Below are 23,355 nucleotides of genomic sequence, written 5' to 3' on the forward strand. Positions count from 1 at the left end.
GCGAGGGGGCGGGCACGTCGTCGTCCGGGGGGGGTGAGCGCCTGCTCGCAGGATCCCGCGCCCGGTGCGGCCTAGGCTTGTCGAATGGCCGATTGGAAGTACCCGGTGCGCCGCGCGCGCACGAGCGATGTCCCCTTCATCCAGGAGCTCAGCGAGCCGCTCGTGAACGAGCGCATCCTCCTGGGCAAGGACCGCGTGGTGCTCTACGGCGCCGTGCAGGAGTTCCGCATCGCCGAGGACGGCCACGGGACGGCGATCGGCTGCGGTGCGCTCCATGTGATGTGGGACGACATCGCGGAGGTGCGCACCCTCGCGGTCGCGCAGGACTGGCTCGGGAGGGGTGTGGGCCACCACATCCTGGAGCGCCTCGAGAACGACGCGCGCGAGCTCGGCCTGAAGCGCCTGTTCTGCCTCACCTTCGAGGTCGACTTCTTCGCCCGCCACGGCTTCGAGCCGATCGGCGAGAAGGTCGTCGACCCCGAGGTCTACGCCGAGCTGCTCCGCTCTCCCGACGAGGGAGTCGCCGAGTTCCTCGACCTCGCCCGGGTGAAGCCGAACACGCTCGGCAACACCCGCATGCTGAAGACGCTCTGACCGCCGCCACGTCGTAGCCTGTCCCGGTGACTCCGCCGCCCCGCCGCCTGCCCTCCCGGGTCTACCGGCGACGCCGCGCCGGAGTGCTGCTCGCGCTGGTCGTCATCGTCGCGGGCCTGGCAGTGGTGCTGTCGCTGCTCCCGCGGATGACCGGCTCCGACGCCGCGTCGAGCCCCACGCCGACCGTCGTGCTGCCGACGCTCTACCCGACCACCTCGCCCGGTGCGACGCCCGGCGCCGCACCCGCCTGCACGGCCGACTCCGTCGCCGTCACCGCGGTCACGGACGCCACGAGCTACGCGCCCGGCGAGGATCCGCAGCTCTCGCTCTCGCTGGCCAACATCTCGAGCACCGACTGCGTGATCGACGCGGGCACGAGCAAGCAGGTCTTCACGATCACGAGCGGCTCCGAGCAGATCTGGACCTCCACGGACTGCCAGACCGGCGCGGCCGATCTGCCGGTGCTCCTCCAGGCGGGCCGCTCGGTGATGGGCAGCGCGCTGACGTGGGACCGCACCCGCTCCTCCGCCGACACCTGCTCCGGCGGACGCGAGGCGGTCGAGGCGGGCGGCGCCGCCTACAACCTGTCGGTGTCGGTCGCCGGCATCCCCTCGGGCTCGCCCACGCAGTTCCTGCTCCAGTAGTCCGCCCGGGGGACGTGCCGGGCGTGCGTCGGCGCGTAGCATCGCAGGCATGTGGGGGCTGCTCGGCACGATCCTGTCCGCCTCGACCGGCCGGGCGCGGGTGGTCGCGCGGCGCGCGGCGGCCGTGGCCCTCGCGGTCCCGCTGCTGGTCGGCGGAGCGGCGGCGCAGGCCGTGGCGGCTCCGCACCCTGTCGCGGCTCCGCAGCCCGTCGCGGGTGTCGTGCGCGCGGATGTGGACGGCTTCCGGTTCTCGGAGTACTCGGCCGACTTCCGTCTCGACCGCGACGAGAAGGGCCGCTCGACGCTGACCACCGTCGAGACCTTCGTCGCCGAGTTCCCGCCGTCGCAGAACCGCGGCATGCAGCGCGCGATCCCGCTCGACTACGAGGGGCACCCGACCGACGTCGACCTGGTGTCCGTCACCGACGGCGACGGGGAGGCGCGGCCGGTCGACACCGAGCGCGAGGACGGCTTCCTCCTGGTCACCAGCGCGGCGGACGAGTTCGTCAGCGGCAGCCAGACCTACGTCTTCACCTACACGCAGAACAACACGACCCTGCCTGGATCCGGCACGCGCAGCGGCGAGGACGAGTTCTACTGGGACGTCAACGGCACGGGCTGGCGCCAGTCCTTCGACCGCTACGACGTGCGCGTCGAGCTCGCCGGGTCGCTGGCCTCCGCCGCGACGGGGACCGTCAGCTGCTATCGGGGACCGGAGGGCTCGACGACGCCCTGTCCGATCGGCCGCGACGGCGCGGTCGTCACGGCATCGGGGGAGTCGCTGGCTCCGGGGGAGAACGTGACCGTGGCGATCGGCTTCGCTCCCGGGACCTTCACGCCGCGCGACGACCGCTACCTCGCCTCCGGCTGGTCCTGGGTGCAGCTGGGCGGCCTCGCCGCGGTCCTGATCGGCCTCGCGCTCGCCGTGCACCGCCGCCGGACCGTGCTCCGCGACGCTCCCGGCCGCCCGACCGTCGTCGCCGAGTACGACCCGCCCGCGGAGGGGCTGTTCCTCTCCGCCGCGCTGCTGCGGAAGACGTCGAAGGCCCCCGCGGCCGGACTCCTGGACGCCGCCGTCCGCGGTCTCGTGCGCATCGAGGAGACGGGGGAGGGGCGGAAGCAGGAGTACGCCGTGCGGGTGCTCGACCCTGCGACGACGCCGACGCGACGCGCGGGACGCCCGCGGCCCCTCGCCTCCGACGACCGCGAGTTCCTCGACATCGCCCTCGGCCGGGCGCCGGGGACGGTGCGTGAGCTCTCGGGCAAGGACAAGTAGTTCGGCAAGGCCGTCGGACAGTTCCAGACCGCGCTGGGCAACCGGGTGACCGAGGCGGGACTGAAGAAGGCCGGGACGATCGGCGGCAGCGTGCTCGTGATCGTCCCGCTGCTGCTGGGTGTCATGGCCGCCTTCCTGGGCGCGATCCTCCTGATGACCCGCTCCTTCGGCGGAGCGCTCCCGCTCGTGCTGATGCTCGTCGCGATCGTCGCGGCCGTCGTCGGGACGATCCTGGTCTCGAGGGTGCCGCTGACGGCCGCGGGCGCGGAGTTGCGCGACCATCTGCGCGGGCTCGAGCTGTACATCCGCCTGGCCGAGGCCGACCGGATCGCGATGCTGCAGTCGCCACGCGGGGCGGACCGGCGCACGGTCGGACCGGTCGAGGTGGTCGAGGTGACGGAGCGCCTGCTGCCGTGGGCCGTGCTCTTCGGTCTCGAGAAGGAGTGGTCGGCGGAGCTCGCGTCGGCCTACGAGCGCACCGGCGAGGAGCCGGTCTGGTACTCCGGACCGAACGGCTTCCACGCGGCGGCCTTCGCCGGCAGCGTGTCCTCGTTCTCGTCGTCGACGTCGAGCTACGTCGGATCCTCGTCGAGCTCGTCGAGCGGCGGCGCGGGCGGCGGTGGCAGCTCGGGCGGGGGCCGCGGAGGCGGCGGCGGGGGCGGCGTCTAGGGACAGGCTGAGACGGGCGGCCGCGGCGGAGCGGACGCGCGCGTGGTCGGGCGGAGCTGTCGGGCAGTGCCCATCGAGCCCGTGTTCGCCTCCGGTGGCGATCCTCGACCATGCGGTGGACGGGGGCGCCGGCGGCTCCGAGCGGTGGACGGGTGCGTGTGCAGCGTGCCGGGGACGCGGCCGTCAGTGCGTGGGCACCCGCTCCGGGCGGATGCGCTCGGGAACGGGGACGAGCGCGTGGGTGATCGCGCTCGAGAGGGTGAAGGCGCTGGAGTCGAGGTGCGAGGAGTGCCCGAGTCGTGTCGCTTCGGAGGCGCGCTGCTTCGCTCCTGAGGCGGGCCGGATGTCTCCCGAGAGGCTGATCTCGCCGAACGCGGCGATCCCGGGCCGCAGCGGCGTGTAGGCGTGGGCGGAGGCGATGGCGACCGCGATCGCCAGGTCCGCCGCCGGCTCCATGAGCTTCACGCCGCCGACGGTCGACACGTAGACGTCGCAGCGCCGCAGGGGGATGCCCGCCTGCCGCTCGAGGACCGCGAGGATCATCGCGACCCGGGACGCGTCGACTCCGTTCGTGACGCGGCGGGGGTGCTCGCCGTCGTTCGCGATCACGAGCGCCTGGATCTCGACGGGGAGCGCGCGGCGTCCCTCCATCGCGACCGTGACGCAGATGCCCGGGGTGGGGAAGCGGGTGCGGCTGAGGAACAGACCGCTCGGGTCGGGGATCTCGGCGATGCCCTCGGCGGTCATCTCGAAGCAGCCGACCTCGTCCGTCGGGCCGAAGCGGTTCTTGAGCGAGCGGACGAAGCGCAGCGCCGTCTGCCGGTCGCCCTCGAAGTGGCAGACCACGTCGACCAGGTGCTCGAGCAGGCGCGGCCCCGCGATGGAGCCGTCCTTCGTGACGTGTCCGACGAGCACGAGGGGGAGCGCCCGCTCCTTGCAGACGCGGATGAGGGTCGCGGCGACCTCGCGGACCTGGCTGGGACCGCCGGGCAGGCCGTCGACGGTGTCGCTCGCGACCGTCTGCACCGAGTCGACGATGAGCAGGTCCGGCCGGACCTCGTCGATCTGGCCGAGCACGGTGGCGAGGTCGGTCTCGGCCGCAAGGAAGAGGCTGTCGTGCATCGCGCCGGTGCGCTCGGCCCGCATGCGCACCTGCGCGGCCGACTCCTCCGCGCTGACGTAGAGGACCCGCTGGCCCTCGGCCGCGGCGCGGCTCGCGACCTCGAGCAGGAGGGTCGACTTGCCCACGCCGGGCTCTCCCGAGAGCAGCACGACCGCGCCGGAGACGATCCCGCCGCCGAGCACGCGGTCGAGCTCGCCCACGCCGGTGGGGCGGTGCGCCGCCGACGTGGTCTCGATCTCGGTGATGGGCCGCGCGATGCGGCCGGCGGCCGGAGCCACAGCGGCGACCGCGCGGACGAGGCCGGTGCGCTCGGTGCTCTCGATCACGGAGCCCCACTGCTGGCACTCGCCGCAGCGGCCTACCCACTTCGCGGTCGTCCACCCGCACTCCGAGCAGCGGTACGGGGCGGTGCGCGTCTTCGAGGAGGCCATGAGGTCCTTTCGGGGCGGAGGAGGGGGACGAGCGCGACGCTACGGGGGACCCCCGACACCGCCGCTCGTTCGAACGTGTCTTCGACAGTACCGTCGACCACCGACGCCGCGAGCGGGGCGCGCCAGGCCGGGGGAGAGGTCGCGTGGAAGCCGTCTGTGGAGGAGCGTCGTCGCGGAGGGGCGGAGGCGGAGGATCGCGCCTCGGAGAACGCCTCAGCCCCGAGCGCCGCTCCGTCGGCGTCGGACGTCTGCGGGAGACTGGGGGACATGCCCTCGACAGTGCACGTCCTCAAGTCCGGCCGCCCACTCGGAGTCAGCTGGTCCGGCCCCGAGGGCGCCGAGCGGGTCGTCGTCCTGGCGCATCCCGCTCCCGGCTCCTCGGACTTCGACCCCGACCCGGAGGCGACCGCGCGCCACGGGGTGCGCCTGCTCTCGTTCGACCGCCCGGGCTACGGCGCCTCCTCCCTCCTGACCGACCTCGACCCCGCCGGAGCGGGCGTCGGCGCCAGCCCCGAGCAGGCCGCCGCCGACATCGCCGAGTACCTCGCGACCGTCGGCATCGCCTCCGTCAGCGCCGCCGGCTGGTCGGCGGGAGGCCGCGTGGCCCTCGCGCTCGCCGCGAACTACCCCGGCCTCGTGGAGCGAGTCGCCGTGATCGGCACGCCCGCTCCCGACGACGCCGTGCCGTGGGTCGGCGACGAGAACCGCGCCGAGCTCGCCCGCCTGGCCGACCTCCCGCTCGACGAGGCCGTCCGCTCGCTCACCCGCACCCTCGAGGGCGCCTTCGGCCCGACCCCCGCCCCGGACGCCCTGCTCGGGATGCTCGGCTCCGGCGACGCCGACACCGCGGTGCTCGAGACCCCCGGAGTCCGCGAGCGCCTCTCGCGCATGCTCGAGCGCGCCGCCGCCCAGGGCGCCCTCGGCATGGCCGCTGATCTCATCGGCTACGGCGTGCAGGAGTGGGGCTTCGCCGTCGAGTCCGCCGAGCCGCCCGCGCTCCTCCTCTACGGCGCCGAGGACGCGGTCGCCGGCCGCCGCCACGCCGAGTGGTACGCCGCACGGCTGCCCGACTCCCGCCTCGAGGTCGTGCCCGGCCGCGGCCACCTGCTCGCGATCCCGGAGTGGGACCGCGTGCTCGGCTTCCTCCTCCCCGCCTGACGGCGGCCCGTCCGCTCGATTGGCGCGACTTCCGGCCGTCGCGTACACTCGACCCCGGTACCGTGTCCGAGCGGCCGAAGGAGCATGTCTCGAAAACATGTGTGGGCTTGCGTCCACCGTGGGTTCAAATCCCACCGGTACCGCCAACGAGAAGGCCCCCCGCTTCCACGGAAGCAGGGGGCCTTCGTCGTTCTCGGCGTCGTGTGGCGGTCGCGACGTGCGGGTCAGCCGGCGTGGAGCAGCCAGGAGCGGCCGGCGCGCAGGGCCCGGTACAGGCGCCTGATCGCGTGGTCGGCCTCGGCCGAGCCGACGTCCGAGAAGGAGCCCGCCCCGCCCCAGAGCCCGAGCGCGTCGGCGGCCGCCGCCCGGACGTCTCGGCGGGTCGTCGCTCCGGCGAACAGCTCGTCGAGCCGGTCCGCGACGCGGGCCCGCGCGCCGTCCTGCTGCGACCGTGCGACGTCGCGCATCTCGGCGACGGCCGCCGTGATCTCGGCGAGCACAGCGGGGAACGTGCGGTCCATCCTCCTGAGCCTAGGAGCGGGAGCGCGAGCGCTGCGAGGCGGCGTGGGTCAGGAGCGTCGCCACGACTCCGACGAGCACGCCCAGCGCGGTCTCGAGCGCCCGGTCGCGCAGCAGCACGAGCTCGTCGACGGGGTGCGCGAGCTCGACCATGAGGATCGCGAGCGGAGTGACGAAGGCGAGGGTCAGGCCGTAGTTGCGGCCGACGACGAGCTCGGCGGTCATCTGGAGGAGCACCACCACCACGATCACGGCGAGCGGGGAGAGCGGCAGGGCCAGGAGCGCGGCCGCGATCAGCACTCCGACGATCGTGCCGAGCATCCGGTGGCCCGCGCGCACGAGCCGGGCGCCCGCGTCCGCTCCCGAGACGGCTGCGACGGCGGAGACCATCGCCCAGTAGGGGTGGCCCAGGCTCGTCGCGGTCGGGATGGTGCCTGCCACCAGGACGACGGCCCCGAAGCGGAGCAGGGCGGCGCGCGTCGCCGGACGGGCCGCCGCCGCGCGGAACGAGGTGCGCCACGGCGTCGGGGCGAGGCGGCGTGCGCGGGGGAGCGCGAGACCGCTCAGGCCGACGACGAGCGAGAAGGCGGCGGAGCCCGCGGCGAGAGCGACGGCGACCGGGATCCGCGAGGCCTCGGACGGGACGGACGCGCACGCCGTGACGGCGAAGACCGGGAACAACGGGCCGGGCGGGTGCCAGTGCAGGGCGTCGCTGAGGTAGGCGGCCGCGACGGTCACGGCGACCACGACGGGGATGATCAGCCAGTCGCGGTGAGGAGAGAGGGAGACGACGGTGCCGAGGGTCACGGTGGTGACGAGGAACGCGGCTGCTGACAGCTGCATCAGCAGGCGCGGCCGGTGCGTGTGCTGGCGACCGTAGAGGGCCGTGAAGGCGCCGAAGGTCGCGTAGAGGGCGAGATCGGTGCGGCCGAGCGCCCAGAGGACGAGCAGCGGGACGGCGATGGAGACGCCGGCGCGCAGGGCGACGCGATGGGCACCGGCGTGCGGGCCGAAGGCGAGGAGCTCGCGGGGGTGGGGCAGAACGGGGGTGGCGGCCATCGGGTCCTCTGATCGGGGTCCGAGCGGCGGCGGCCGGAGAAGTGTTTCACGAGTGAAGCAGATATACTTTACGTGTGAATCAGTCTGAAAGCCAGCCGGGCGACGCGGTCGACGAGATCAGGGCGGGCTGGGCGGTGCTGCGGCCCGAGCTCGACACCTCCGCCGTCGACGTCGTCGGGCGGGTGATCCGCGCCTCCGCGCTGATCGTCCGGGCGACGGAGGAGCTGCTCGCCGCCCACGGGCTGACTCGCGGCGAGTTCGACGTGCTCTCCACGCTGCGTCGCGCCGGCGCTCCGCAGTCGCCGACGACCCTCCGGACGATCGCTCTCGCCTCCGCTCCCGCGATCACCAAGCGCGTGCACTCGCTGGAGCGGCGGGGCCTGGTGCGGCGCGCCGCGAACCCGGCGGACGGGCGCGGCTCGCTCATCACGCTGACTCGCGAGGGGGAGGAGCTGGTCGACCGGGCCTTCCCGGAGGTGCTCGACGCCGAGCGGGCGCTGCTCTCGGGGGTGCCCGCCGATCTGCGGGCGGAGGCGTCGCGCTCGCTCCGCGCGGTGCTCGCGAGCGTCGAGGCGGCCGCGAGCCGGTGACCCGCGCGGGGACCGCGAGGCGGCGGGCGCTCGCTACCGTGGTCCCATGCGCCTGACCTCGAGCTTCACCGTGCCGACGCGGCCGCCGGTGCTGCAGCTGGTCAAGACGGCGGCCGCCACGGTCGTCACCTGGCTCCTCGCCGGCGTCGTCTTCCCAGGGACGCTGCCCGTCTTCGGCGCGATCGCCGCGCTCCTCGTCGTCGCGCCGAGCATCAACCAGTCGTTCTCCAAGGCCCTCGAGCGCTCGGTCGGCGTCATCATCGGCGTGATCGTCGGATCCGTGATCGGCACGGTGCTCGGCGGCGAGAGCATCATCGTGCTCCTCGCGATCGTGGCCGCGATCGCCGTCGGGTGGGCCGTGCGCCTGACCCCCGCCTCCGCGGTGCAGATCCCGATCAGCGCGATGCTCGTGCTCTCGGTGGGCGCGGTCACGCCGAACTACGCGCTCGACCGCATCCTCGAGACCCTGCTGGGCGCGGCGGTGGGAGTCGTCATCAACGTGCTCATCGTCCCTCCGGTCGTGCTGGCGCCGGCCGAGCGGGCGATCGGAGACCTCACCGCTCAGCTCGCCGCTGCCCTCGACGACCTCGGCGACGCCCTCCAGGCCCCCGTCCCGCGACGTCGGCTCGACGAGCTGCTCATCAACGCCCGGCTGCTGCAGACCATGCAGAGCAAGGCGGAGGAGGCGATCGCGACCGGCGAGGAGTCCCTCCGCCTCAACCCGCGCCGCTCCGCCCACCGGGACCGGCTGCTGGCCCTCGACTCCGTCGTCCCGCGGCTGGGGCGCATCGTGACCCGGGTCCGCGGCATGACCCGGACCGTGCACGACCTCTACGACGACGAGCTCGTCGGGGAGCCGACGATCGCCGACATCGCCGTCCAGCTGCACCGGGCCGCCCACGATCTGCGGCTCCTCGTGCAGTCCTCGGTCGACGTTCCCGAGCCGGAGGCGATCACGGACGAGCTGCCCGCTCTCACCGCGCCGCTCGTGATCGCGACTCCGCATCCGCAGCACTGGATCCTGCTGGGGGCGCTCGCCGAGGACCTGCGGCGCATCCGCGAGGAGATCGTCGGCGCGGAGTCCTGACGGGCGGTCGCCGAGTGGCGTCGGCGGGAGGGCTGCTCTTGCTGCGCTCGGCGTCTCACGCCGCGCGACGTGCGGGTCGTGGTGGCCTGCGGTGGTCAGCCGTCCTGCTCGCCGTCCTCCCTCGATCCGCCGCCCTCGACGAGCTCGCCGTCGCCCGGGTCCGGAGCGACCTGGTGCAGTGCCTCCGGATCGCTCGCCTCGGCGTGGAGGGTCTTGCCCTCGGCGATGAGGGAGTCGTCGTCGACGAGGATCCCGGCCAGCTCGGTGATGCGTCCCCGGAGAGCGCCGATCGGGTCCTCGGTGGGCGCGTCCTCCTCGGAGTGGTCGACCTCCGAGTCGGGGTAGCGGCGGAGGGCGGCCTCGTCCCGGTCGGGCTGCGGCGCCCGCGCGTGCTCGACGCAGAGGCGGGCGACCTCCTCCGCGTGCGCGTGCATCACGGAGTGGGAGGCGTCGGGGATCTCCCAGGCCCGCGCGTGCGGCATCGACCGGGCGATCTCCTCCGCCCACTCGCGCGGCACGAGCCGGTCGAACTCGCCGCGGATGACGAGGGCGGACGCGCGGATCCGGGGGACGGTCTCCTCGATCCGGTAGTGCATCATCTCGGGCAGCACGCGGGAGAACCAGCGCGGTCCGCAGAGGAGGTAGGCGCCCGCGGCGAGGATCGCGACCTTGAGGGGCTCGCGGACGCTCGACTGGGCGAAGCGGAGCGCGGCGGTCGGGAGGCGGCGCTCGTGCCGGTTCATCACGGGTCCGAGCAGGACGATGGTGGTCAGCTCCGGACGGCGCGCGGCGAGCTCGGCCACCACCTGCGTCCCCATCGAGTGGCCGAGGACGACGGGATCGTCGAGGCCGAGCTCGTCGATGACGGCGCCGACCAGCTCGGCGTAGTCGCCGATGTCCATGCGCCGCGCGTCGATCGGGTGCGGTACGCCGCCGAAGCCCGGCAGGTCGAGAGCGTGCACCGGACCGAACTCGTTGAGCGCGGGCGCGAGGCGCTCGAAGTAGGTGGCCGCGACTCCGATCCCCGGCACGAGGACGAACGTGCGCTCGCCGTCGCGCCCCACTGTGCTCACCCGCGCCCAGACGTCTCGGTGGTGCACCCGCTGGACCGAGACGTCGGTGCTGCGGGTGCGGCGGTGCGGATCCCGCCCCCGGGAGCGCGTGGTCGCGAAGACGTCGCGGACTCCGCGCCGCAGGGTCGTGGCGAGGGTGGGGAGGAGGTCGCTCGGGCGGAGCACGGGGCCTCCTTCGATCGGGGGAGTCGGTCGCTGCGAGCCTAGGCGCTCGCCGCCGGGCTCAGATCAGCATGTCGTCCGACCTGTGGAGGATCAGACGGGCCGGCCCGGTGTGGAGGACGCCGTTGGTCAGGGGGGCGGTCCGGACGCCGCCGCGCCTCCGCATCGCCCGGAACGCCCCGGGGGCGAGCACGACGTCCATCCAGGCGCAGGGGTTCGCCGGTCGTCCGCCCTGGAACTCGATCCGCTCCCCGCCCTGCTCGATCGCGAACGTGCGGCCGGCGAGCGCATCGACGTCGGCGCCGCGGACGATGATGTTGCGGCGGGCGTCGGCGGGATCGAAGGGCCCTGCGCCGAGCTCGGCGGCGATGTGCTCGAGGGTCTCGACCGCGAAGAGCGTGATCGCCGCGGGGCGGTGCGCGCGCTGGGCGAAGAAGCGGTCGCCGACGATGCCGAGGCCTGCGCGGATCTCGATCCGCTCGGGCTGCTCGTTGCCCTCGGACGGCACCGGGCCATCGGCGGGGCGGCCCTCGTAGCGGTGCAGCGGAGAGACGACGAAGCCCACGAGCTCGATCGCGGCGGCCTCCATGAGCCCACGGTACGCCGTGAGGGGGAGCAGCGGCGTCCGCCGGTCGGAGGCTCTGCGAGGCGCTCCGGGACACCGCGACGGAGCCTGGGTTCTGGTGGCTGCGGCGGCGTCCCGAGAGGGAGCCGTCTGCGCCGCCGCCGCCGATTCGCGGAGGGGGCTCCCGGCATGTATAGTCGTACCTCGTTGCGTGCGCCTCTGGCCCACGCGATGGACTGCGCCCGTAGCTCAACGGATAGAGCATCTGACTACGGATCAGAAGGTTGGGGGTTCGAATCCCTCCGGGCGCACTCTGGTTGAGACAGAGCAGAACGGCCCGCTTCGGCGGGCCGTTCTCGTTTTAACGGTCGCTCGTTCCGGTGGCCGTCGGCGTCGGTCTCCCGGTGAGTGCAGGGCGAGGGAACAGCCGGTCCTCCGCCTCGCAGGACGCCTCTTCGCGCCGTCGACGACGTCGACCGTCTTCCGCCCGCATCCGCGATCAGTCCGCGCCCGCGCTCGCGATCACTCCTCGCAGGCTCTGCGATCACCCGTCGCGAGCACGTCGCTCGGCTCTTCTCGCGCGCCGTTTCCTCCTCCACAGCGCCCATCTCGCGCCGTTCTCCACGGATGCAGCCGTACCGGCCGCGGTGACGTCGAACCGAGCAATACTCTCCTTCCGTGGGGCTGAACGGTCGCCGCCGACGCAGTGCGCTCGGTCGGCAGAGGAGAGGACATCGGATGAGTCGAACGGAACAGTCGGGGCGGGACGAGCGCGGACGACCCCGAGCGCGGACGGCGCGAGCGCTGGTCGGCACGACGGCGGGCTGCGTGCTCGTGAGCGGGCTGCTGGGCGGAGGCCTCGCGCCGCCGCCCGCCCTCGCCGCCGACGGTCCTCACACGACGATCGAGAACACCCTCCTGCAGGGAGGCGCGACGAACGCCGGCGTGACGACCGTCTCGGCCTGGGGCCAGAAGGGCGAGACGCTCCGGGTGGACCTCCACCCGCTCCAGGCGGGCTCGGGGACCGGCGAGGGCGAGACCGGCGGCGGTACCGCCCGGGTGACGGCTCCGGGCGGAGCCGTCCTCGACGAGCAGGACTTCGCGCCCGGAGCGGCGCCCTCGGTGTCCGCCGGCGGCTCGTTCGTGGCAAACGAGACCGGGGTCTTCCAGATCCGGGTGTCCGACGACGACGTGACGGCGCCGGTGAACCTCGTCTGGAGCATCGGCGTCCAGGACGCGCGGGGCGCGGCGGTCGCGGGCCGGGTGTGGTCCGAGTCCTATGCGATCCAGTCCGGGGCGAAGGAGTCCTACTCCTCGCCCGAGGAGCGGCGCTCCTCCTTCACCCTCCACGCCGTCACGGAGACGGGCGCCCGCTACGAGCTCGGGCTGCGCGGCTACGACGGGGTCGCCTCGACGGTCCAGGCCACGAACAAGGGCAACGTGAAGGTCGGGTCGTCCGATCCGTCCTACCTCTCGGTCCCCATGCCGCAGTCGAGCGAGGCGGGCGGGATCGGGGCTCAGTACGTGCAGGCGTCCGGACGCTCCGGGATCGACGGCCTGCAGACCTACAAGCTCTTCCTGGACCCGCCGTCGTCCGACCTGCCGGAGTCGATCGCTCCGGCTTACCGCGCGCCGACGATCGAGGGCCTCGCCTTCCGGCGGTCGTCCGCGGGCTCCGACGCGGGCACACTCACGGGCGTCCTGGGGACGCAGCCGGGCACCGTCGTCGTGGACGTCGATGCGGACGGGGACGGCTCCTACGACAGCGAGCGCGACGTGCACCTCACCCGGATCGCGGGGACGACCGGTCCCTTCTCGGTCGACTGGGACGGACGGGACGCGAAGGGCGGGACGGTCGACGTGACCGACCCCGACGTCACCTTCCGCGCCTCCATCGGCCGCACGAACGAGTTCCACTTCACGCGGGTCGACGCCGAGACGTCCGCCGGCGGCGTGTCCGTCGTGAGGTCGACCGGCGGCGGCGACGACCCGTCGATGGTCCACTGGGACGACTCGCTCCTCGCCGGATCGAACTCGGAGCGGTACTCCGGCACCTCCGCGGTGACGTCCGGCGACGGCGGCACCGACTCGTCCGGCGGGGTGCACCGCTGGGAGGGCGACGACTCCGGGCGAGGCCGCATCCCCAACGCCAACGACTCGGTGCACGGCTCCTACGGCGACCTGCGGGCGATCGACGACTGGGCCTACGGCTCGGACGGTGCGGTCGCGGTCGCACGCCTCGATCCGCTCGCGCCGCACGTGACCATCGCGAAGACCTCGTCGGTCGACTCCGCCACTCCGCTGCTCCGCGGCGCCCGCGTGCCCTACCGGGTGACGCTGACCTCGGACGGGACCGGGGACTACTCCGACGCCGCCGTCATCGACTACCTCGACAAGGGCGTGCTCGACGACGCCGAGCTCGACTCCGGCTCCCTCCGCGCCTCGCAGGGCACGGCCACGATCGATGCGGAGACGGGCCGCATCTCCTGGGCGGCCGGCAGCCTGCCTGTCGGGGCGACGGCCGAGCTGACCTTCGACGTGATCGTGACCGGCGAGGGGGACCGCGCGCTGACGAACACGGCCTGCCTCGCCGATGCGCCCTTCGCTCCCGCCTCGTCCGGCACGGGGACCGACGCGAACCCCTGCGCCACCGTCCCGCACGACATCGGCGAGGGGTCGCTCCTGATCCGGAAGACCGCGTCCCAGGCGAGCGCCGAGCACGGCGGCACGGCGGGCTTCGACATCGTCGTGGCGAACACCGGAACGGTCGACGCGACGGACGTGACCGTGACCGACGTCCCGACGCTCGACCACCTGCTCGAGGCGACCATCGAGAACGGCGCCGGAGGAACGCAGCCGGCCACGGAGCCCGTCACGGGTCTCGACATCCCCGCCGGCGGCCAGGTGTCGCTGCACGTCAGCGGCCGGGTCGCCGACGGGTACGACGCCGCGACCCTGCCCAACCGCGTCTCGATCACCCACCAGCCCGAGGGCTTCGACCCGCCGACGGTCGAGAACGCCTGCGCTGACGATGCGACGTCGTCCTGCGCCGAGATCCCGGTGCCGCCCGTCGAGGGAAGGCTCTCCATCGAGAAGACGGCGATCGGGAATCAGGTCGACCACGGCGGGCGTGCCGGGTTCCGGATCGTGGTCGCCAACGAGGGGGCTCGGCCGGCGGACGGGGTGACCCTCACCGACATCCCCGAGCTCGCGCACCTGAGCGACGTCACGATCTCCCGGGACGGCGGCCCGGCGTCGTCCGACCTGACTGTCGAGAACCTGTCTCTGGCCCCGGGAGCGTCGACGACGTTCACCGTGACCGGACGGGTCGCCGACGGCGTGGACGCGTGGACCATCCCCAACCGGGCACGCCTGACCGAGGTCCCGGAGGGCTTCGATCCGACGACCGTCCTGCACCCGTGCGCGGACGACGGCGGAGCCAGCTGCGCCCAGGTGGCGGTGCCTCCGGTCGGACTCGTGCCGACGGTCCTCGCCTCGACGGGAGCGGCGGCCGGGCCCCTCGCGGCCGGAGCCGGCGCTCTGCTCCTGGCCGGCGGCGCCCTGACGGCGCTGCGCCGTCGCTCGACCCGCACCTCGTGAACCGGAGCCCGGGCCGCTGCAGCGCGGCCCGGGCTGCCGGACCCTCTCCTCGAAAGGCACTACTGCATGACCGAGCACGGCCTCCCCTACCGCATCACCGAGCGCTTCCCTCTCCCCGATGGACGCGTCGGCGTCAGCACCTGGTGGTCCGCCGACCCGGAGCAGCTGGAGCAGCAGCTCCGCACGCGCTCCGGGCATCCGCATCCCGAGAGGGAACCGGTCCGGAGACTGCACCTCGCGACCGCGACGATCGTGCTGATCGAGGAGCGGACCGCGGGAGGCTTCCGCCCGCTCGACCCCCACCTCCGAGCCCGCACCGATCCGCGCTGGCGCCGGGCTCTCCTGCGGTCGCGCAGGTCGGCCCGGCTCCGGCAGATCATCGGCCCGCGGGACCTGCCGAGGACGGATCCGCCGGTCGAGGTGTCACGGCACGTCGATCCGACACGTCGAGTGTGAAGGAGGCGGGCGGAGAGCTCGGCACCTGATGCGCGGTGAGGGTCTCCCCGCAAGGACGCCGTCAGGTCAGGCGGCTTCCTCGAGGTCGTCCTCGACTGCGACGGGCGCGTCGACCGGGGCGCACGGGGGAGCCGACTCGGCTGGGGATGCCGAGGCCGCGATGCGCGAGCGCTCGAGCCCGGCGAGGAGCACGGCGAAGGCCTCCTCGAGCTCGGCGGTGTCGCGGAGCAGGACGCGCTCACCGCTCGTCGGATCGAGGCGGACCGTCCGATAGGCCGGGCGGGGGAGGTCGGAGACCAGGGTGATGATGCCGAGGACGCCGCCGCTGCGGCGGGCGCGCGCGGTCCAGCGGTTGGCGTGGGTGCGGAGAAGGATCATGACCGGGGCCGTCCTCGGTGACGTGGTGCAGGAGCGGGGGGAGGGGGGTGTCGCTGGCGGTGCGGGGATCCTCTCGAAGCTTGCTGCACGAAGGGCCTCCGCTTCCTGTGCTTGACAGCAGAGCCGAGCAGCGGTCACCGGCGCCGGGCGGCCGCCGCGGCGTGCAGGGCCCGCAGGAACTCGGGGACGACCGGGTTCCCGGTGTCGCGGGCGAGCACACCGATCTCACGGCTCGCGCCCGGATCGTCGATCGGGATCTCGCGGACGTCGTCGTCGACCGAGGACGGGCTCGGCGGCAGGATCGTGAGTCCGAGGCCGGCTGCCGCGAGTCCCCGGGCGGCGCGGTAGTCGCCGACCTCGAACGCCGGCACGGGGTCGCGGCCGTCCACGGCGAGCAGGCGCCGGGCCGACTCGTGGAGGCCGTAGCCGGGTGCCAGCATGATCAGGTCGAGGCCGCGGAGGTCCTCGACCGTGACCGAGCGCCGCGAGGCCAGCGGATGACGGGGGTCCACGACCGCGAGGAGAGGCTCCGAGTAGAGGGTCGTCGTGGTGGTTCCGGGGAGATCGGGCGGATCCGCGACGATCGCCAGCTCGGACTCGCCCTCCGCCACGGCCCGCAGGCAGAGGGCTCGGGAGCCGTGACGGAGCCCGAAACCGACTTGCGGCCAGCGGCGGCGGAACCGGCGGATCACATCCGGCACGAAGCTCTCCCCGAGGAGCGTCTGAAAGGCGAGGTCGATCCGGCCGTGCTCCACGTCGCCCGCCAGTCGCACCTCCGCGAGCCCGGCGCGGATCACCGACATGCCGTCCTGAGCGACCTCGGCGAGACGGGTCCCCGCCTCCGTCAGCACCACCCCGCGGCCCTCCCGGCGGACCAGGGGAGTGCCGACCAGGGCGGACAGCCGGGCGAGCGACCGGCTCGCGGTCGGCTGCGGGATCCCGAGCTCGGCGGCCGCCGCCGTGACGCTCCCGGTCTGGGCGACCGCGACGAGCAGGGGCAGGAGGCGGAGGGTCGCGGGCCAGTCGTCGGACACGCCACCACCCTAGATCCGGACATGACCAGAACGCATGAACAGTACGAGAAAGGACATTAGTCATGCACCCGGAGGCGGTCTACCGTCGGAACCATGAGCACCGCCGCACGCACCCGACCGATGCGCGCAGCGGCACCCTTCTCGCAGCGGCGGCTGACTATCGCCCTCCTCGCCGCCGGAGTCGCGACCTTCGCCGAGCTCTACGCCGTGCAGAGCGTCCTCCCGCAGCTCGCGCGGGAGTGGGCCCTCGCCCCGTCCGACGCCGCGCTCACCGTCTCGGCCGCGACCCTCGGGCTGGCGCTCTCGGTGCTGCCGTGGGCCTCGGTGGCCGAGCGCATCGGACGGCTCGAATCCATGCGGATCGCGGTCCTCACGTCCGTGGTCCTGGCGCTGCTCGCCTGCATCGCCCCGACCTTCGAGCTCCTCCTCGTCCTGCGCTTCCTCGGGGGAGCGGCACTGGGTGCGGTCCCGGCGCTCGCCGTCGCGGCGATCCACGACCGGGTCGGAGGCGCCGGAGCGACGGCCGCCGCGACCGCCTACGTCTCCGGGACCACGATCGGCGGTGCTGCCGGACGACTGCTCGCCGGACCGCTCGCGGCGGCGCTCGGATGGCGCGGAGCCCTGCTCGTGGTGACGGCCGTCTGCGCGGCCGCGGCGATCGTCTTCGCGGTGCTCGCGCCCCGGGGCGGCGGCGCGCGCGAGGCGGCCCCCGGCGGCTGGCGAGGGAAGACGGTGCAGGTGCTCCGCGATCCGATGCTCGTCGCGATCGCGCTGCAGACCTTCCTCGCGGTCGGCGTGTTCGTCGCGGTCTACAACTACCTGGCGTTCCGGCTCGAGGCGCCGCCGTTCGCACTCGCGCCCGCGCTCGTCTCCCTCCTCTTCGCCGCCTACCTCGCGGGAACCGTCTCCTCCCGGCTCGCGGGGAGATGGGGGCCGCGGATCGGCCCCCGCCTCGTCATGCGGATCGGCGTCGCCCTGATGATCGTCGGACTGCTGGTGATGCTCGCCGAGAACGTCGCCGTGGTGATCGCGGGACTCCTCGTCTTCACGGCCGGCTTCTTCGCCCTGCACGCGACCGGCGCCGCCTGGACGGGAGCGCGCGCGGCTCCGGCACTCCGCGGGCACGCCGGCGCGGTCTACACGATCGCCTTCTACGCGGGCTCGGCCGCCGGCGGGTGGCTCCTCGGCCTGGCCGTCGGAGCCGGTGGCTGGCCGGCGCTGACGGCGGTGACGATCGGCCTGCTGCTGGTCGGAGCGGGGATCGTCAGCCTCCCGTCGCGCACCACCGCGGCCGGGCGCTGAACCCCCGCCTCCGTCGACCGCACCCCGAGCTCCGCCCGGCACCTCCCCGCAGCGAGCGAGGTGCGACATGATGGCCCGACTGCACGAAGCGGGGGACGGCATGGCGCGGAGCACCGGAGCGGACGGCTCCCCACGCGAGAGCGGCGGGACGGACGAGGGCGGCACCGACCCGCGCTACCACGCGGGCTTCCAGCGCGGCTACGACGGACGCGAGGCCGAGCGGCGCGGCAGCGGAGAGGAGCGCCTCCGCTCCCCGTTCCTGTCGGGCGGGACCTCGTGCATCGGGCGATCAGCTGGCCGGCGAGGTGGCGGGTCCGCTCCCGAGCAGGAGGACGTGCGATCGGTCGACGGCCCGACGGGCTCCCGAGTCTCCGGCCGACGGACCGCTCCGGAGCGCGCGAGAGCGGCGGTGCGGGCCGTCCCGACACCCGCGGAGCCGACCGCGCCCCGACCCGCGGAGCCGACAGTCCCACTCCCGACCGAGCCGACCGTCCCGCTTCCCGCCGAACCCGACCCCGCTCCCGGCGACGCGGCACCCGACTCCGGTGACCGTCACGACGCGACCGACACCGACCCCCGCCCCGCTGTCTTCACTCGCCGCATCGCCGGAGCCCTGGCGGTCGTCGGCGGCGTGAGCGTCCTCGTCGGACTCCTCGCCCTCTGGAACAGCTCCCACAGCTGGTACGACTACTCGCCGTCGCAGAGCGCCTTCGGGCCCGAGCAGTACCTCCGCGTGCTCAGCGACAACGCGATCGGACCGTTCCTCACCGTCGGCCTGATCGCGCTCGGCCTGGCGGTCGTGGTCCCGCTGCTGAGGGCTCCCGGCCGATGACGCGGGTCCGCCTGCTCTGGGCCGCCTCCATCGCGGTCACCGTCGTCCTCTGGGCCGCAGTGCTCGCGCTCCCGGTCGTGGTCCTCCTGCTGCCGAACCAGTACCAGGGCGACTCGATCACGGTCCCGCCGGAGCTCTACGTGCGGCAGGCGCTCGCGATGGTCGCGCCGCCGCTCCAGACCGCCGCCCTGGTGATGCTGGGGGCGCTGATCGTCGTCGCGGTCGCGCGGCGCCCGCCGGCGAAGGCCCGCACGACGGAGGCGGCGAGCGGCTGGGACGACGCCGTCCTCCTCGACCCGGACGGCCGCGAGCAGCGCGGGACGGGCCCCGCAGGCCGCTGAGCATCCGCTGCAGGATCGGGAGCACCCGCTGCTCCCCGGTCGGAAGCCGCTCCTCCGGATGCACCCGCCCTTCACGCCGGCAGCAGCTGGAACCGCTTCTGCGCCGCTCCGCCGGCGACGAGGTCCGCGAGCAGCTCGCCCAGGACCGGGCCGAACTTGAAGCCGTGCCCCGAGAACCCGGTCGCCAGAGTCACGCGGCCCACGCGGTCGAGCACGAAGTCCTCGTCGGGCGTGCTGTCGTAGAGGCAGCTGATCGGAGCGGCGCTCGCCGCGTCCACGCCCGGGATCCACTCCGCGACGTAGCCGACGAGGCGGGCGAGCGCTCCGGGCTCGGGCTCGAAGGTGCGCTCGTCCGGATCGACGACGACACCGGTGCTGTGCTCGCCCACCTTCACCCCGACTCCGGGCGTCGCGAGCCCGTAGACGACCGGCAGGCCGGCGCGGTGGTGGGCGAAGCTCGGCCACGAGTCGAGGGGCGGGTCGGTCGCGAAGTGCGCGGGCTGCTCCTGTGTGACGCGCAGCGGAGGGAGGCGTCGGCCGGCCGCACGGACGAGGCCGTCCACGAGCGGCGGCGTCCAGGATCCACCGGCCACGACGACCGCGTCCGCGTCGAGAGCGCCGTCGGTGGTCAGCACGCGCACGTCGTCGGCGCGCTCCTCGATGCCCAGCACCCGCGTCCGCGTCCGGAGGACGGCGCCGCGTCCGAGGGCGGAGTCGAGCATCGCGTCGATCGCGGCCGCCGCGTCGAGGCGTCCGCCCTCGGGGTGCAGCAGGACGTCGGTCTCGAAGCGGAGTCCCGGCCAGCGCCGCTGCGCCTCGTCCGCCTCGATCCGCACCACGGGGATCCCGTCGCGCAGGAGGACAGCCTCGACGGCGGCCAGGACGGCGGGGTCGCCGTGGTCGATCGCGCCGACCGGGTGCAGCAAACGGCGGCCGGTCTCGGCCTCGAGCCGTGCCCAGGCGCGCCCGGCCCGTCCGGTGAGGGCGCGGTAGTCGTCCTCGAGGTAGCCGCGGCGGAAGATGCGCGTCTCGCCGTGGGACGAGCCGCGGTCGTGGCCCCGCTCGAACTGCTCGACGAGCACCACGCGGTCGCCGCGCTCGGTGAGGGCGCGGGCTGTCGCCGCTCCGACCAGGCCGGCTCCGACGACGACGACCTCACGGGTCACGGGGTCTCCCGGGAGGCGCGGCGCACGCCGAGCAGGACCACCAGACGGAGGAACCCGACGAGTCCCATGCCGATCAATGCGGCGATCAGCATCAGCACGGCGACACCGGCCACCCAGGTCGTGTCGCCGGTCACCGACTGCGCCGCGAACTCGGTGCAGAACAGCGCCAGCCCGGCGTAGCTCAGGATGAGGACGGTGATCGTCCCGGGGCGGCGGAGGCGCTGCGCGGGCGTCCGCCAGAGGGCGGGCGGCTCGAGCCAGCGGCGCAGCAGCCGGATCACGAGGGTGCCGACCAGGCCGAGGAAGCCGGCCGCGATCAGGATGATGCCCGCGCCGCCCAGCCCCGACGCCTCGACGCCGGCCAGCTCGAGGGCGATCCCGATCGCGACGCCGACGGCTCCGGCGCCCCCCGCGATCATGGCCGCCCACACCCCGAAGCCGCCGCGGAGGACGCTCTCACGCTCGGGACGCGACGGGTCGGCGTCCATCGGACGCTGCTGGCGCGGGCGGATCGGCGCGGGGGGAGCCGACGCAGGCGCTGCTGCCGGAGAGGTCGCGGCCTCGGACACGCCCCAGACCGGAGCGGCGTCCGGCATCTGCGACTCGATCACGTTCTCGCGCACCGGCACAAAGCGCAGCGGCGCGTCGATCCGCACCTGCGGCCGCCCGCGCACGACGATCGTCGCCCCCAGGTCGGCCCCGCGCTCCAGCGCGACGGGTCCGAGCAGGAGCCCGACCGCCGGATCGATCCGCCACGCGTCCGACCGGGGAGCCGACCCGTACCACTCCGCCGACGCGGCACCACCGAGATCGATCGCGATCGGCCGTCCGTCGCTGTAGCTCGTCACCGGCACGAGCGACCGGCCGGAGTTGCGCACCCGCGCGCCGATCCGCCACCAGTCGTCCCCGGCGTGAGTCAGCCGCACCTCGACGTCGACCAGCGACGCCGGCACCGCCCGCCGTCGCCCGATGACCACCGCGACGACCGCGAGCCCGGCGATGACCAGCCCGCCGAGCAGACCGACCACTCCGATGAATATCTCCATGGGAGCAGTCAAGCAGGCGCGGGTCCCGGGCGCGGGCGCGAGGCGGGCGCGGTCCGGGCGGGCCCTCCGCCGCTTCCCGACGCTCAGACGCCGCTGCTTCCGGCCCGGCCGCGGATCCCGACGCTCCGTGTGGACCGCCGACCCCACGACGGCACGCTGCGCATACTGAGGAGGCGCGTCACCTCGACGGCATCGCGGGTCTCGTTGCAGGAGGGGTCGATCGTGCGCCACTGGTCGGCCGTCCCCATCCGCCGGCGCCCTCGTCGGTGGGCCGGCGCGATCCTCGCTCTGCTGGGGGCCTCGGCGCTCGCCGTCGCAGCCGTCGTGCTGTCGGAGACGGCGGGAGGAACGGGGCCGGAGTCGGTTCCCTCGTCCGCCGGTGCGCCTGCCGGGTCGAGCAGTCCCGCTGCACCCTCGCCGACCAGCCCCGCTTCCGCCGAGCAGTCCGCTCCGAGCATGGAGCCGACCGCTCCGTCCCTCGCGATGCTGGCCACCCTCCCCGCTGTCGAGGGACCCGCCGCCGTCCCCTACGACCGCGACCTCTTCGGTCAGGCGTGGTCGGACGTCGACCGCAACGGCTGCGACACCCGCAACGACGTCCTCGGCCGTGACCTGCTCGGCCCCGTGTTCAAGCCCGGCACCCGCGACTGCAAGGTCCTCACCGGCACCCTGATCGACCCCTACGACGGCGCCACGGTCGCCTTCGTCTCCGGGACCGACACCTCCCGCCTGGTGCAGATCGACCACGTCGTCGCCCTGGGCTGGGCCTGGCACCACGGCGCCTGGTCGTGGACGGACGACCAGCGCCTCGCCTTCGCGAACGACCCCGCGAACCTCGTCGCCGCCTCCGAGCGGACCAACCGCGCGAAGAGCGACGCCGGTCCGGGGGAGTGGCTGCCGCCGGTCGCAGAGCTGCGCTGCGGGTACGTGGAGCAGTTCGTGGCGGTGCTGGGCGAGTACGGGCTCGGGACCGACGCCCGGGACCGGGCGGCGTCGGAGGCGGTGCTGGCGGGGTGCTGACTTTCATCGGGCAGTGCAGCCCGCGGTGCCCGTGCGCCCTCGGCTAGCCAGAGCGGCACTATGGCCTTCGACTCGGACACGCACTGGAACGACTCGGACCCGTTCGACCGATTGGCTACCCGTAGGCGTCCCACCCGCCGCCTATCGGCCGGCGAGGACCGCGTCACCGCGATCGTGCTGCTCGTCTTCCTGCTCGTGCTCGGCGCGATCCTCTTCGTCCTCGTCCTCATCGAGAACCTAAACTTCGATGCGTCACGAGTCCACGAACGCCGGGGCGGCACCTCAGTTCTGGAGCAGACGACATGGATCGTCCCCGCCGCTTTAGGCCTCTCCGTCCTCGCAACGATCATCGGTCTCGCCCGGCCCGACAGATCCCACCACATCTTGTGGATACCCGTGGTCGGCGCGGTGACCACCGTCGTCGCCTTCCTGATAGCGACAGGGATCGTGATCGTCGCTGCCCGGTGACCCGCGACGGGAGCAGCTTTCGCCGGAACCTGTCCACCAAGATATCCGCACCAGGTCCCAGCTCTACGAAACCGGGCCGTGCCCTAAACAGTAAAAGAGATCCGATTACCTGCTCGAGCGGACTGCCCGGTCGACGATTTAGCGAAACCCATGCAATGTATAGGCAAGCGGAAGCTCTGCTGCGATCATCGACGATCCTCGGTCAATGGCCCGCCACAACGCACCAAGGTCGTCGAACGTTCACGGACGAACGCCGTACCTATTCTTGTAGGTACTGTCCGATTTCTGAACGACGATCCGCAGGAATTCTCAGGTAGGAGGCCCAGGCGCGATCGAGATCGGTCTGTCCACGCCTGCCTCGCTCAATCCATCTGCGCAACCGCCTATAGTCGCCAGGCGTGAGCTCGCTTGCCGCGGTCACAAGGTGCTGAACTTCGATTGCGTCACCGACTCGGCCGGCCCGACAGCGGGCGCATTCCGTCACTAGAACCTCTACCGATGACCTGTCTGGCATGACGAGAATGCGTCGAGAAACGGCGAGAACGGCAGTCATCAAGGAGTCGTCGGGGTATGACTCGGCTCCTGCGATGCCGCACAGGGTGCACATGAAGCCATCGCGGGCAAGAACTGCTTGTCGTTCTTTGCTTGGCAGTGACTTTACCGCTAACGATCGTCGGCGTTCTTCTGCGTCCCAGACGGCAACGCCCTCTTTCACGAAACGCTGGTCCTCGGTCGTGAGCGAGGCGTCCTCAGTGCTCGAAT

23 protein-coding genes and 2 tRNA genes are annotated in these 23,355 nt (G+C 73.5%); 16 read left to right on the forward strand and 9 right to left on the reverse strand.

The features are described 5' to 3' along the window. Positions 1-84: 84 nt before the first annotated feature. The 4 genes from C5C37_RS02605 to C5C37_RS02620 are packed head-to-tail and all read left to right on the forward strand — an operon-like array spanning position 85 to position 3,183. Complete coding sequence (locus tag C5C37_RS02605; protein WP_104224089.1) at positions 85-594, forward strand: amino-acid N-acetyltransferase; 510 nt, start codon at positions 85-87, stop codon at positions 592-594. 26 nt (positions 595-620) lie between these two features. Further along, positions 621-1,238, forward strand: coding sequence for a hypothetical protein (locus tag C5C37_RS02610; protein WP_104226002.1), 618 nt, complete (start codon positions 621-623; stop codon positions 1,236-1,238). Positions 1,239-1,287: 49 nt separating this feature from the next. After that, positions 1,288-2,514 (forward strand): DUF2207 domain-containing protein, encoded by a 1,227-nt coding sequence (locus C5C37_RS02615; RefSeq protein ID WP_104338408.1) that lies wholly within the window; start codon positions 1,288-1,290, stop codon positions 2,512-2,514. A 45-nt stretch (positions 2,515-2,559) separates the two neighbouring features. Next, complete coding sequence (locus C5C37_RS02620) at positions 2,560-3,183, forward strand: DUF2207 family protein (RefSeq protein ID WP_104338409.1); 624 nt, start codon at positions 2,560-2,562, stop codon at positions 3,181-3,183. A gap of 183 nt (positions 3,184-3,366) precedes the next feature. Here C5C37_RS02620 and radA read toward each other — a convergent pair whose 3' ends face one another. Next, the gene (radA, locus tag C5C37_RS02625; RefSeq protein WP_104224086.1) at positions 3,367-4,737 is read right to left on the reverse strand and encodes a DNA repair protein RadA; all 1,371 of its coding nucleotides are present in this window, start codon (positions 4,735-4,737) and stop codon (positions 3,367-3,369) included. A 267-nt stretch (positions 4,738-5,004) separates the two neighbouring features. Between radA and C5C37_RS02630 the strand changes: the two genes are divergently transcribed. Continuing rightward, positions 5,005-5,895 carry an alpha/beta fold hydrolase gene (locus C5C37_RS02630; protein WP_104338410.1) on the forward strand — a complete coding sequence of 297 codons (891 nt, stop codon included), beginning with the start codon at positions 5,005-5,007 and terminating at the stop codon, positions 5,893-5,895. Between the two features lie 56 nt (positions 5,896-5,951). After that, a tRNA-Ser gene (locus C5C37_RS02635) sits at positions 5,952-6,041 on the forward strand. Between the two features lie 78 nt (positions 6,042-6,119). Here the strand turns inward: C5C37_RS02635 and C5C37_RS02640 are convergent. After that, entirely contained in the window at positions 6,120-6,416 is a 297-nt protein-coding gene (locus tag C5C37_RS02640; protein WP_104338411.1) for a hypothetical protein, read from the reverse strand. Positions 6,417-6,426: 10 nt separating this feature from the next. Beyond that, on the reverse strand, positions 6,427-7,473 hold the full coding sequence (locus C5C37_RS02645) for an FUSC family protein (protein WP_104338412.1): 1,047 nt from the start codon (positions 7,471-7,473) through the stop codon (positions 6,427-6,429). Between the two features lie 74 nt (positions 7,474-7,547). Between C5C37_RS02645 and C5C37_RS02650 the strand changes: the two genes are divergently transcribed. Further along, the gene (locus C5C37_RS02650; RefSeq protein WP_104337356.1) at positions 7,548-8,063 is read left to right on the forward strand and encodes a MarR family winged helix-turn-helix transcriptional regulator; all 516 of its coding nucleotides are present in this window, start codon (positions 7,548-7,550) and stop codon (positions 8,061-8,063) included. A gap of 46 nt (positions 8,064-8,109) precedes the next feature. After that, a complete protein-coding gene (locus tag C5C37_RS02655) occupies positions 8,110-9,150 on the forward strand; it encodes an aromatic acid exporter family protein (RefSeq protein ID WP_104225996.1) in 1,041 nt (346 codons plus the stop codon). Between the two features lie 95 nt (positions 9,151-9,245). On the opposite strand, the gene C5C37_RS02660 is transcribed toward C5C37_RS02655, so the two are convergent. Both C5C37_RS02660 and C5C37_RS02665 read right to left on the reverse strand, forming a co-directional pair. Beyond that, positions 9,246-10,388, reverse strand: coding sequence for an alpha/beta fold hydrolase (locus tag C5C37_RS02660; RefSeq protein WP_104239287.1), 1,143 nt, complete (start codon positions 10,386-10,388; stop codon positions 9,246-9,248). A 58-nt stretch (positions 10,389-10,446) separates the two neighbouring features. Continuing rightward, positions 10,447-10,974 (reverse strand): MOSC domain-containing protein, encoded by a 528-nt coding sequence (locus C5C37_RS02665; protein WP_104248232.1) that lies wholly within the window; start codon positions 10,972-10,974, stop codon positions 10,447-10,449. Between the two features lie 214 nt (positions 10,975-11,188). On the opposite strand from C5C37_RS02665, the gene C5C37_RS02670 reads away from it, so the two are divergent. The 3 genes from C5C37_RS02670 (at position 11,189) to C5C37_RS02680 (ending at position 15,006) form a co-directional block, all read left to right on the forward strand. Next, positions 11,189-11,261, forward strand: a tRNA-Arg gene (locus tag C5C37_RS02670). A 427-nt stretch (positions 11,262-11,688) separates the two neighbouring features. Next, positions 11,689-14,550, forward strand: coding sequence for a DUF11 domain-containing protein (locus C5C37_RS02675; RefSeq protein ID WP_146085173.1), 2,862 nt, complete (start codon positions 11,689-11,691; stop codon positions 14,548-14,550). A 66-nt stretch (positions 14,551-14,616) separates the two neighbouring features. After that, positions 14,617-15,006 carry a hypothetical protein gene (locus tag C5C37_RS02680; protein ID WP_104315679.1) on the forward strand — a complete coding sequence of 130 codons (390 nt, stop codon included), beginning with the start codon at positions 14,617-14,619 and terminating at the stop codon, positions 15,004-15,006. A gap of 66 nt (positions 15,007-15,072) precedes the next feature. On the opposite strand, the gene C5C37_RS02685 is transcribed toward C5C37_RS02680, so the two are convergent. Further along, complete coding sequence (locus C5C37_RS02685) at positions 15,073-15,384, reverse strand: hypothetical protein (RefSeq protein WP_104261625.1); 312 nt, start codon at positions 15,382-15,384, stop codon at positions 15,073-15,075. Between the two features lie 134 nt (positions 15,385-15,518). Then, positions 15,519-16,418 (reverse strand): LysR family transcriptional regulator, encoded by a 900-nt coding sequence (locus C5C37_RS02690; protein WP_104262358.1) that lies wholly within the window; start codon positions 16,416-16,418, stop codon positions 15,519-15,521. A 93-nt stretch (positions 16,419-16,511) separates the two neighbouring features. Between C5C37_RS02690 and C5C37_RS02695 the strand changes: the two genes are divergently transcribed. The 3 genes from C5C37_RS02695 (at position 16,512) to C5C37_RS02705 (ending at position 18,893) form a co-directional block, all read left to right on the forward strand. Then, a complete protein-coding gene (locus C5C37_RS02695; protein ID WP_104338414.1) occupies positions 16,512-17,720 on the forward strand; it encodes an MFS transporter in 1,209 nt (402 codons plus the stop codon). A 67-nt stretch (positions 17,721-17,787) separates the two neighbouring features. After that, entirely contained in the window at positions 17,788-18,552 is a 765-nt protein-coding gene (locus tag C5C37_RS17355) for a hypothetical protein (RefSeq protein WP_181127364.1), read from the forward strand. Next, complete coding sequence (locus C5C37_RS02705) at positions 18,549-18,893, forward strand: hypothetical protein (protein ID WP_104338415.1); 345 nt, start codon at positions 18,549-18,551, stop codon at positions 18,891-18,893. Before C5C37_RS17355 ends, C5C37_RS02705 begins: the two co-directional genes overlap by 4 nt. Positions 18,894-18,964: 71 nt before the next feature. Here the strand turns inward: C5C37_RS02705 and C5C37_RS02710 are convergent, their stop codons facing one another. Next, complete coding sequence (locus C5C37_RS02710) at positions 18,965-20,059, reverse strand: FAD-dependent oxidoreductase (RefSeq protein WP_104338416.1); 1,095 nt, start codon at positions 20,057-20,059, stop codon at positions 18,965-18,967. Further along, positions 20,056-21,105, reverse strand: a complete 1,050-nt coding sequence (locus C5C37_RS02715) for a hypothetical protein (RefSeq protein WP_146085174.1) — start codon at positions 21,103-21,105, stop codon at positions 20,056-20,058. Before C5C37_RS02715 ends, C5C37_RS02710 begins: the two co-directional genes overlap by 4 nt. 456 nt (positions 21,106-21,561) lie before the next feature. Between C5C37_RS02715 and C5C37_RS02720 the strand changes: the two genes are divergently transcribed. Next, positions 21,562-22,125 carry an HNH endonuclease family protein gene (locus C5C37_RS02720; protein ID WP_104338418.1) on the forward strand — a complete coding sequence of 188 codons (564 nt, stop codon included), beginning with the start codon at positions 21,562-21,564 and terminating at the stop codon, positions 22,123-22,125. A gap of 174 nt (positions 22,126-22,299) precedes the next feature. Then, entirely contained in the window at positions 22,300-22,593 is a 294-nt protein-coding gene (locus tag C5C37_RS02725; protein ID WP_181127359.1) for a hypothetical protein, read from the forward strand. Positions 22,594-23,355: the final 762 nt, after the last annotated feature.

The sequence above is a fragment of the Rathayibacter sp. AY1F9 genome, assembly GCF_002932155.1.
Lineage (GTDB): Bacteria > Actinomycetota > Actinomycetes > Actinomycetales > Microbacteriaceae > Rathayibacter.

Bases quoted from the DNA above. Each gene is read 5' to 3' on its own strand.
- C5C37_RS02655 (WP_104225996.1), top strand. From the start codon at position 8,110: ATGCGCCTGACCTCGAGCTTCACCGTGCCGACGCGGCCGCCGGTGCTG.
- C5C37_RS02665 (WP_104248232.1), bottom strand. From the start codon at position 10,974: ATGGAGGCCGCCGCGATCGAGCTCGTGGGCTTCGTCGTCTCTCCGCTG.
- C5C37_RS02715 (WP_146085174.1), bottom strand. From the start codon at position 21,105: ATGGAGATATTCATCGGAGTGGTCGGTCTGCTCGGCGGGCTGGTCATC.
- C5C37_RS17355 (WP_181127364.1), top strand. From the start codon at position 17,788: ATGATGGCCCGACTGCACGAAGCGGGGGACGGCATGGCGCGGAGCACC.
- C5C37_RS02695 (WP_104338414.1), top strand. From the start codon at position 16,512: ATGAGCACCGCCGCACGCACCCGACCGATGCGCGCAGCGGCACCCTTC.
- C5C37_RS02605 (WP_104224089.1), top strand. From the start codon at position 85: ATGGCCGATTGGAAGTACCCGGTGCGCCGCGCGCGCACGAGCGATGTC.
- C5C37_RS02615 (WP_104338408.1), top strand. From the start codon at position 1,288: ATGTGGGGGCTGCTCGGCACGATCCTGTCCGCCTCGACCGGCCGGGCG.
- C5C37_RS02685 (WP_104261625.1), bottom strand. From the start codon at position 15,384: ATGATCCTTCTCCGCACCCACGCCAACCGCTGGACCGCGCGCGCCCGC.
- C5C37_RS02645 (WP_104338412.1), bottom strand. From the start codon at position 7,473: ATGGCCGCCACCCCCGTTCTGCCCCACCCCCGCGAGCTCCTCGCCTTC.
- C5C37_RS02680 (WP_104315679.1), top strand. From the start codon at position 14,617: ATGACCGAGCACGGCCTCCCCTACCGCATCACCGAGCGCTTCCCTCTC.
- C5C37_RS02675 (WP_146085173.1), top strand. From the start codon at position 11,689: ATGAGTCGAACGGAACAGTCGGGGCGGGACGAGCGCGGACGACCCCGA.
- C5C37_RS02720 (WP_104338418.1), top strand. From the start codon at position 21,562: ATGGAGCCGACCGCTCCGTCCCTCGCGATGCTGGCCACCCTCCCCGCT.
- radA (WP_104224086.1), bottom strand. From the start codon at position 4,737: ATGGCCTCCTCGAAGACGCGCACCGCCCCGTACCGCTGCTCGGAGTGC.
- C5C37_RS02630 (WP_104338410.1), top strand. From the start codon at position 5,005: ATGCCCTCGACAGTGCACGTCCTCAAGTCCGGCCGCCCACTCGGAGTC.
- C5C37_RS02640 (WP_104338411.1), bottom strand. From the start codon at position 6,416: ATGGACCGCACGTTCCCCGCTGTGCTCGCCGAGATCACGGCGGCCGTC.
- C5C37_RS02705 (WP_104338415.1), top strand. From the start codon at position 18,549: ATGACGCGGGTCCGCCTGCTCTGGGCCGCCTCCATCGCGGTCACCGTC.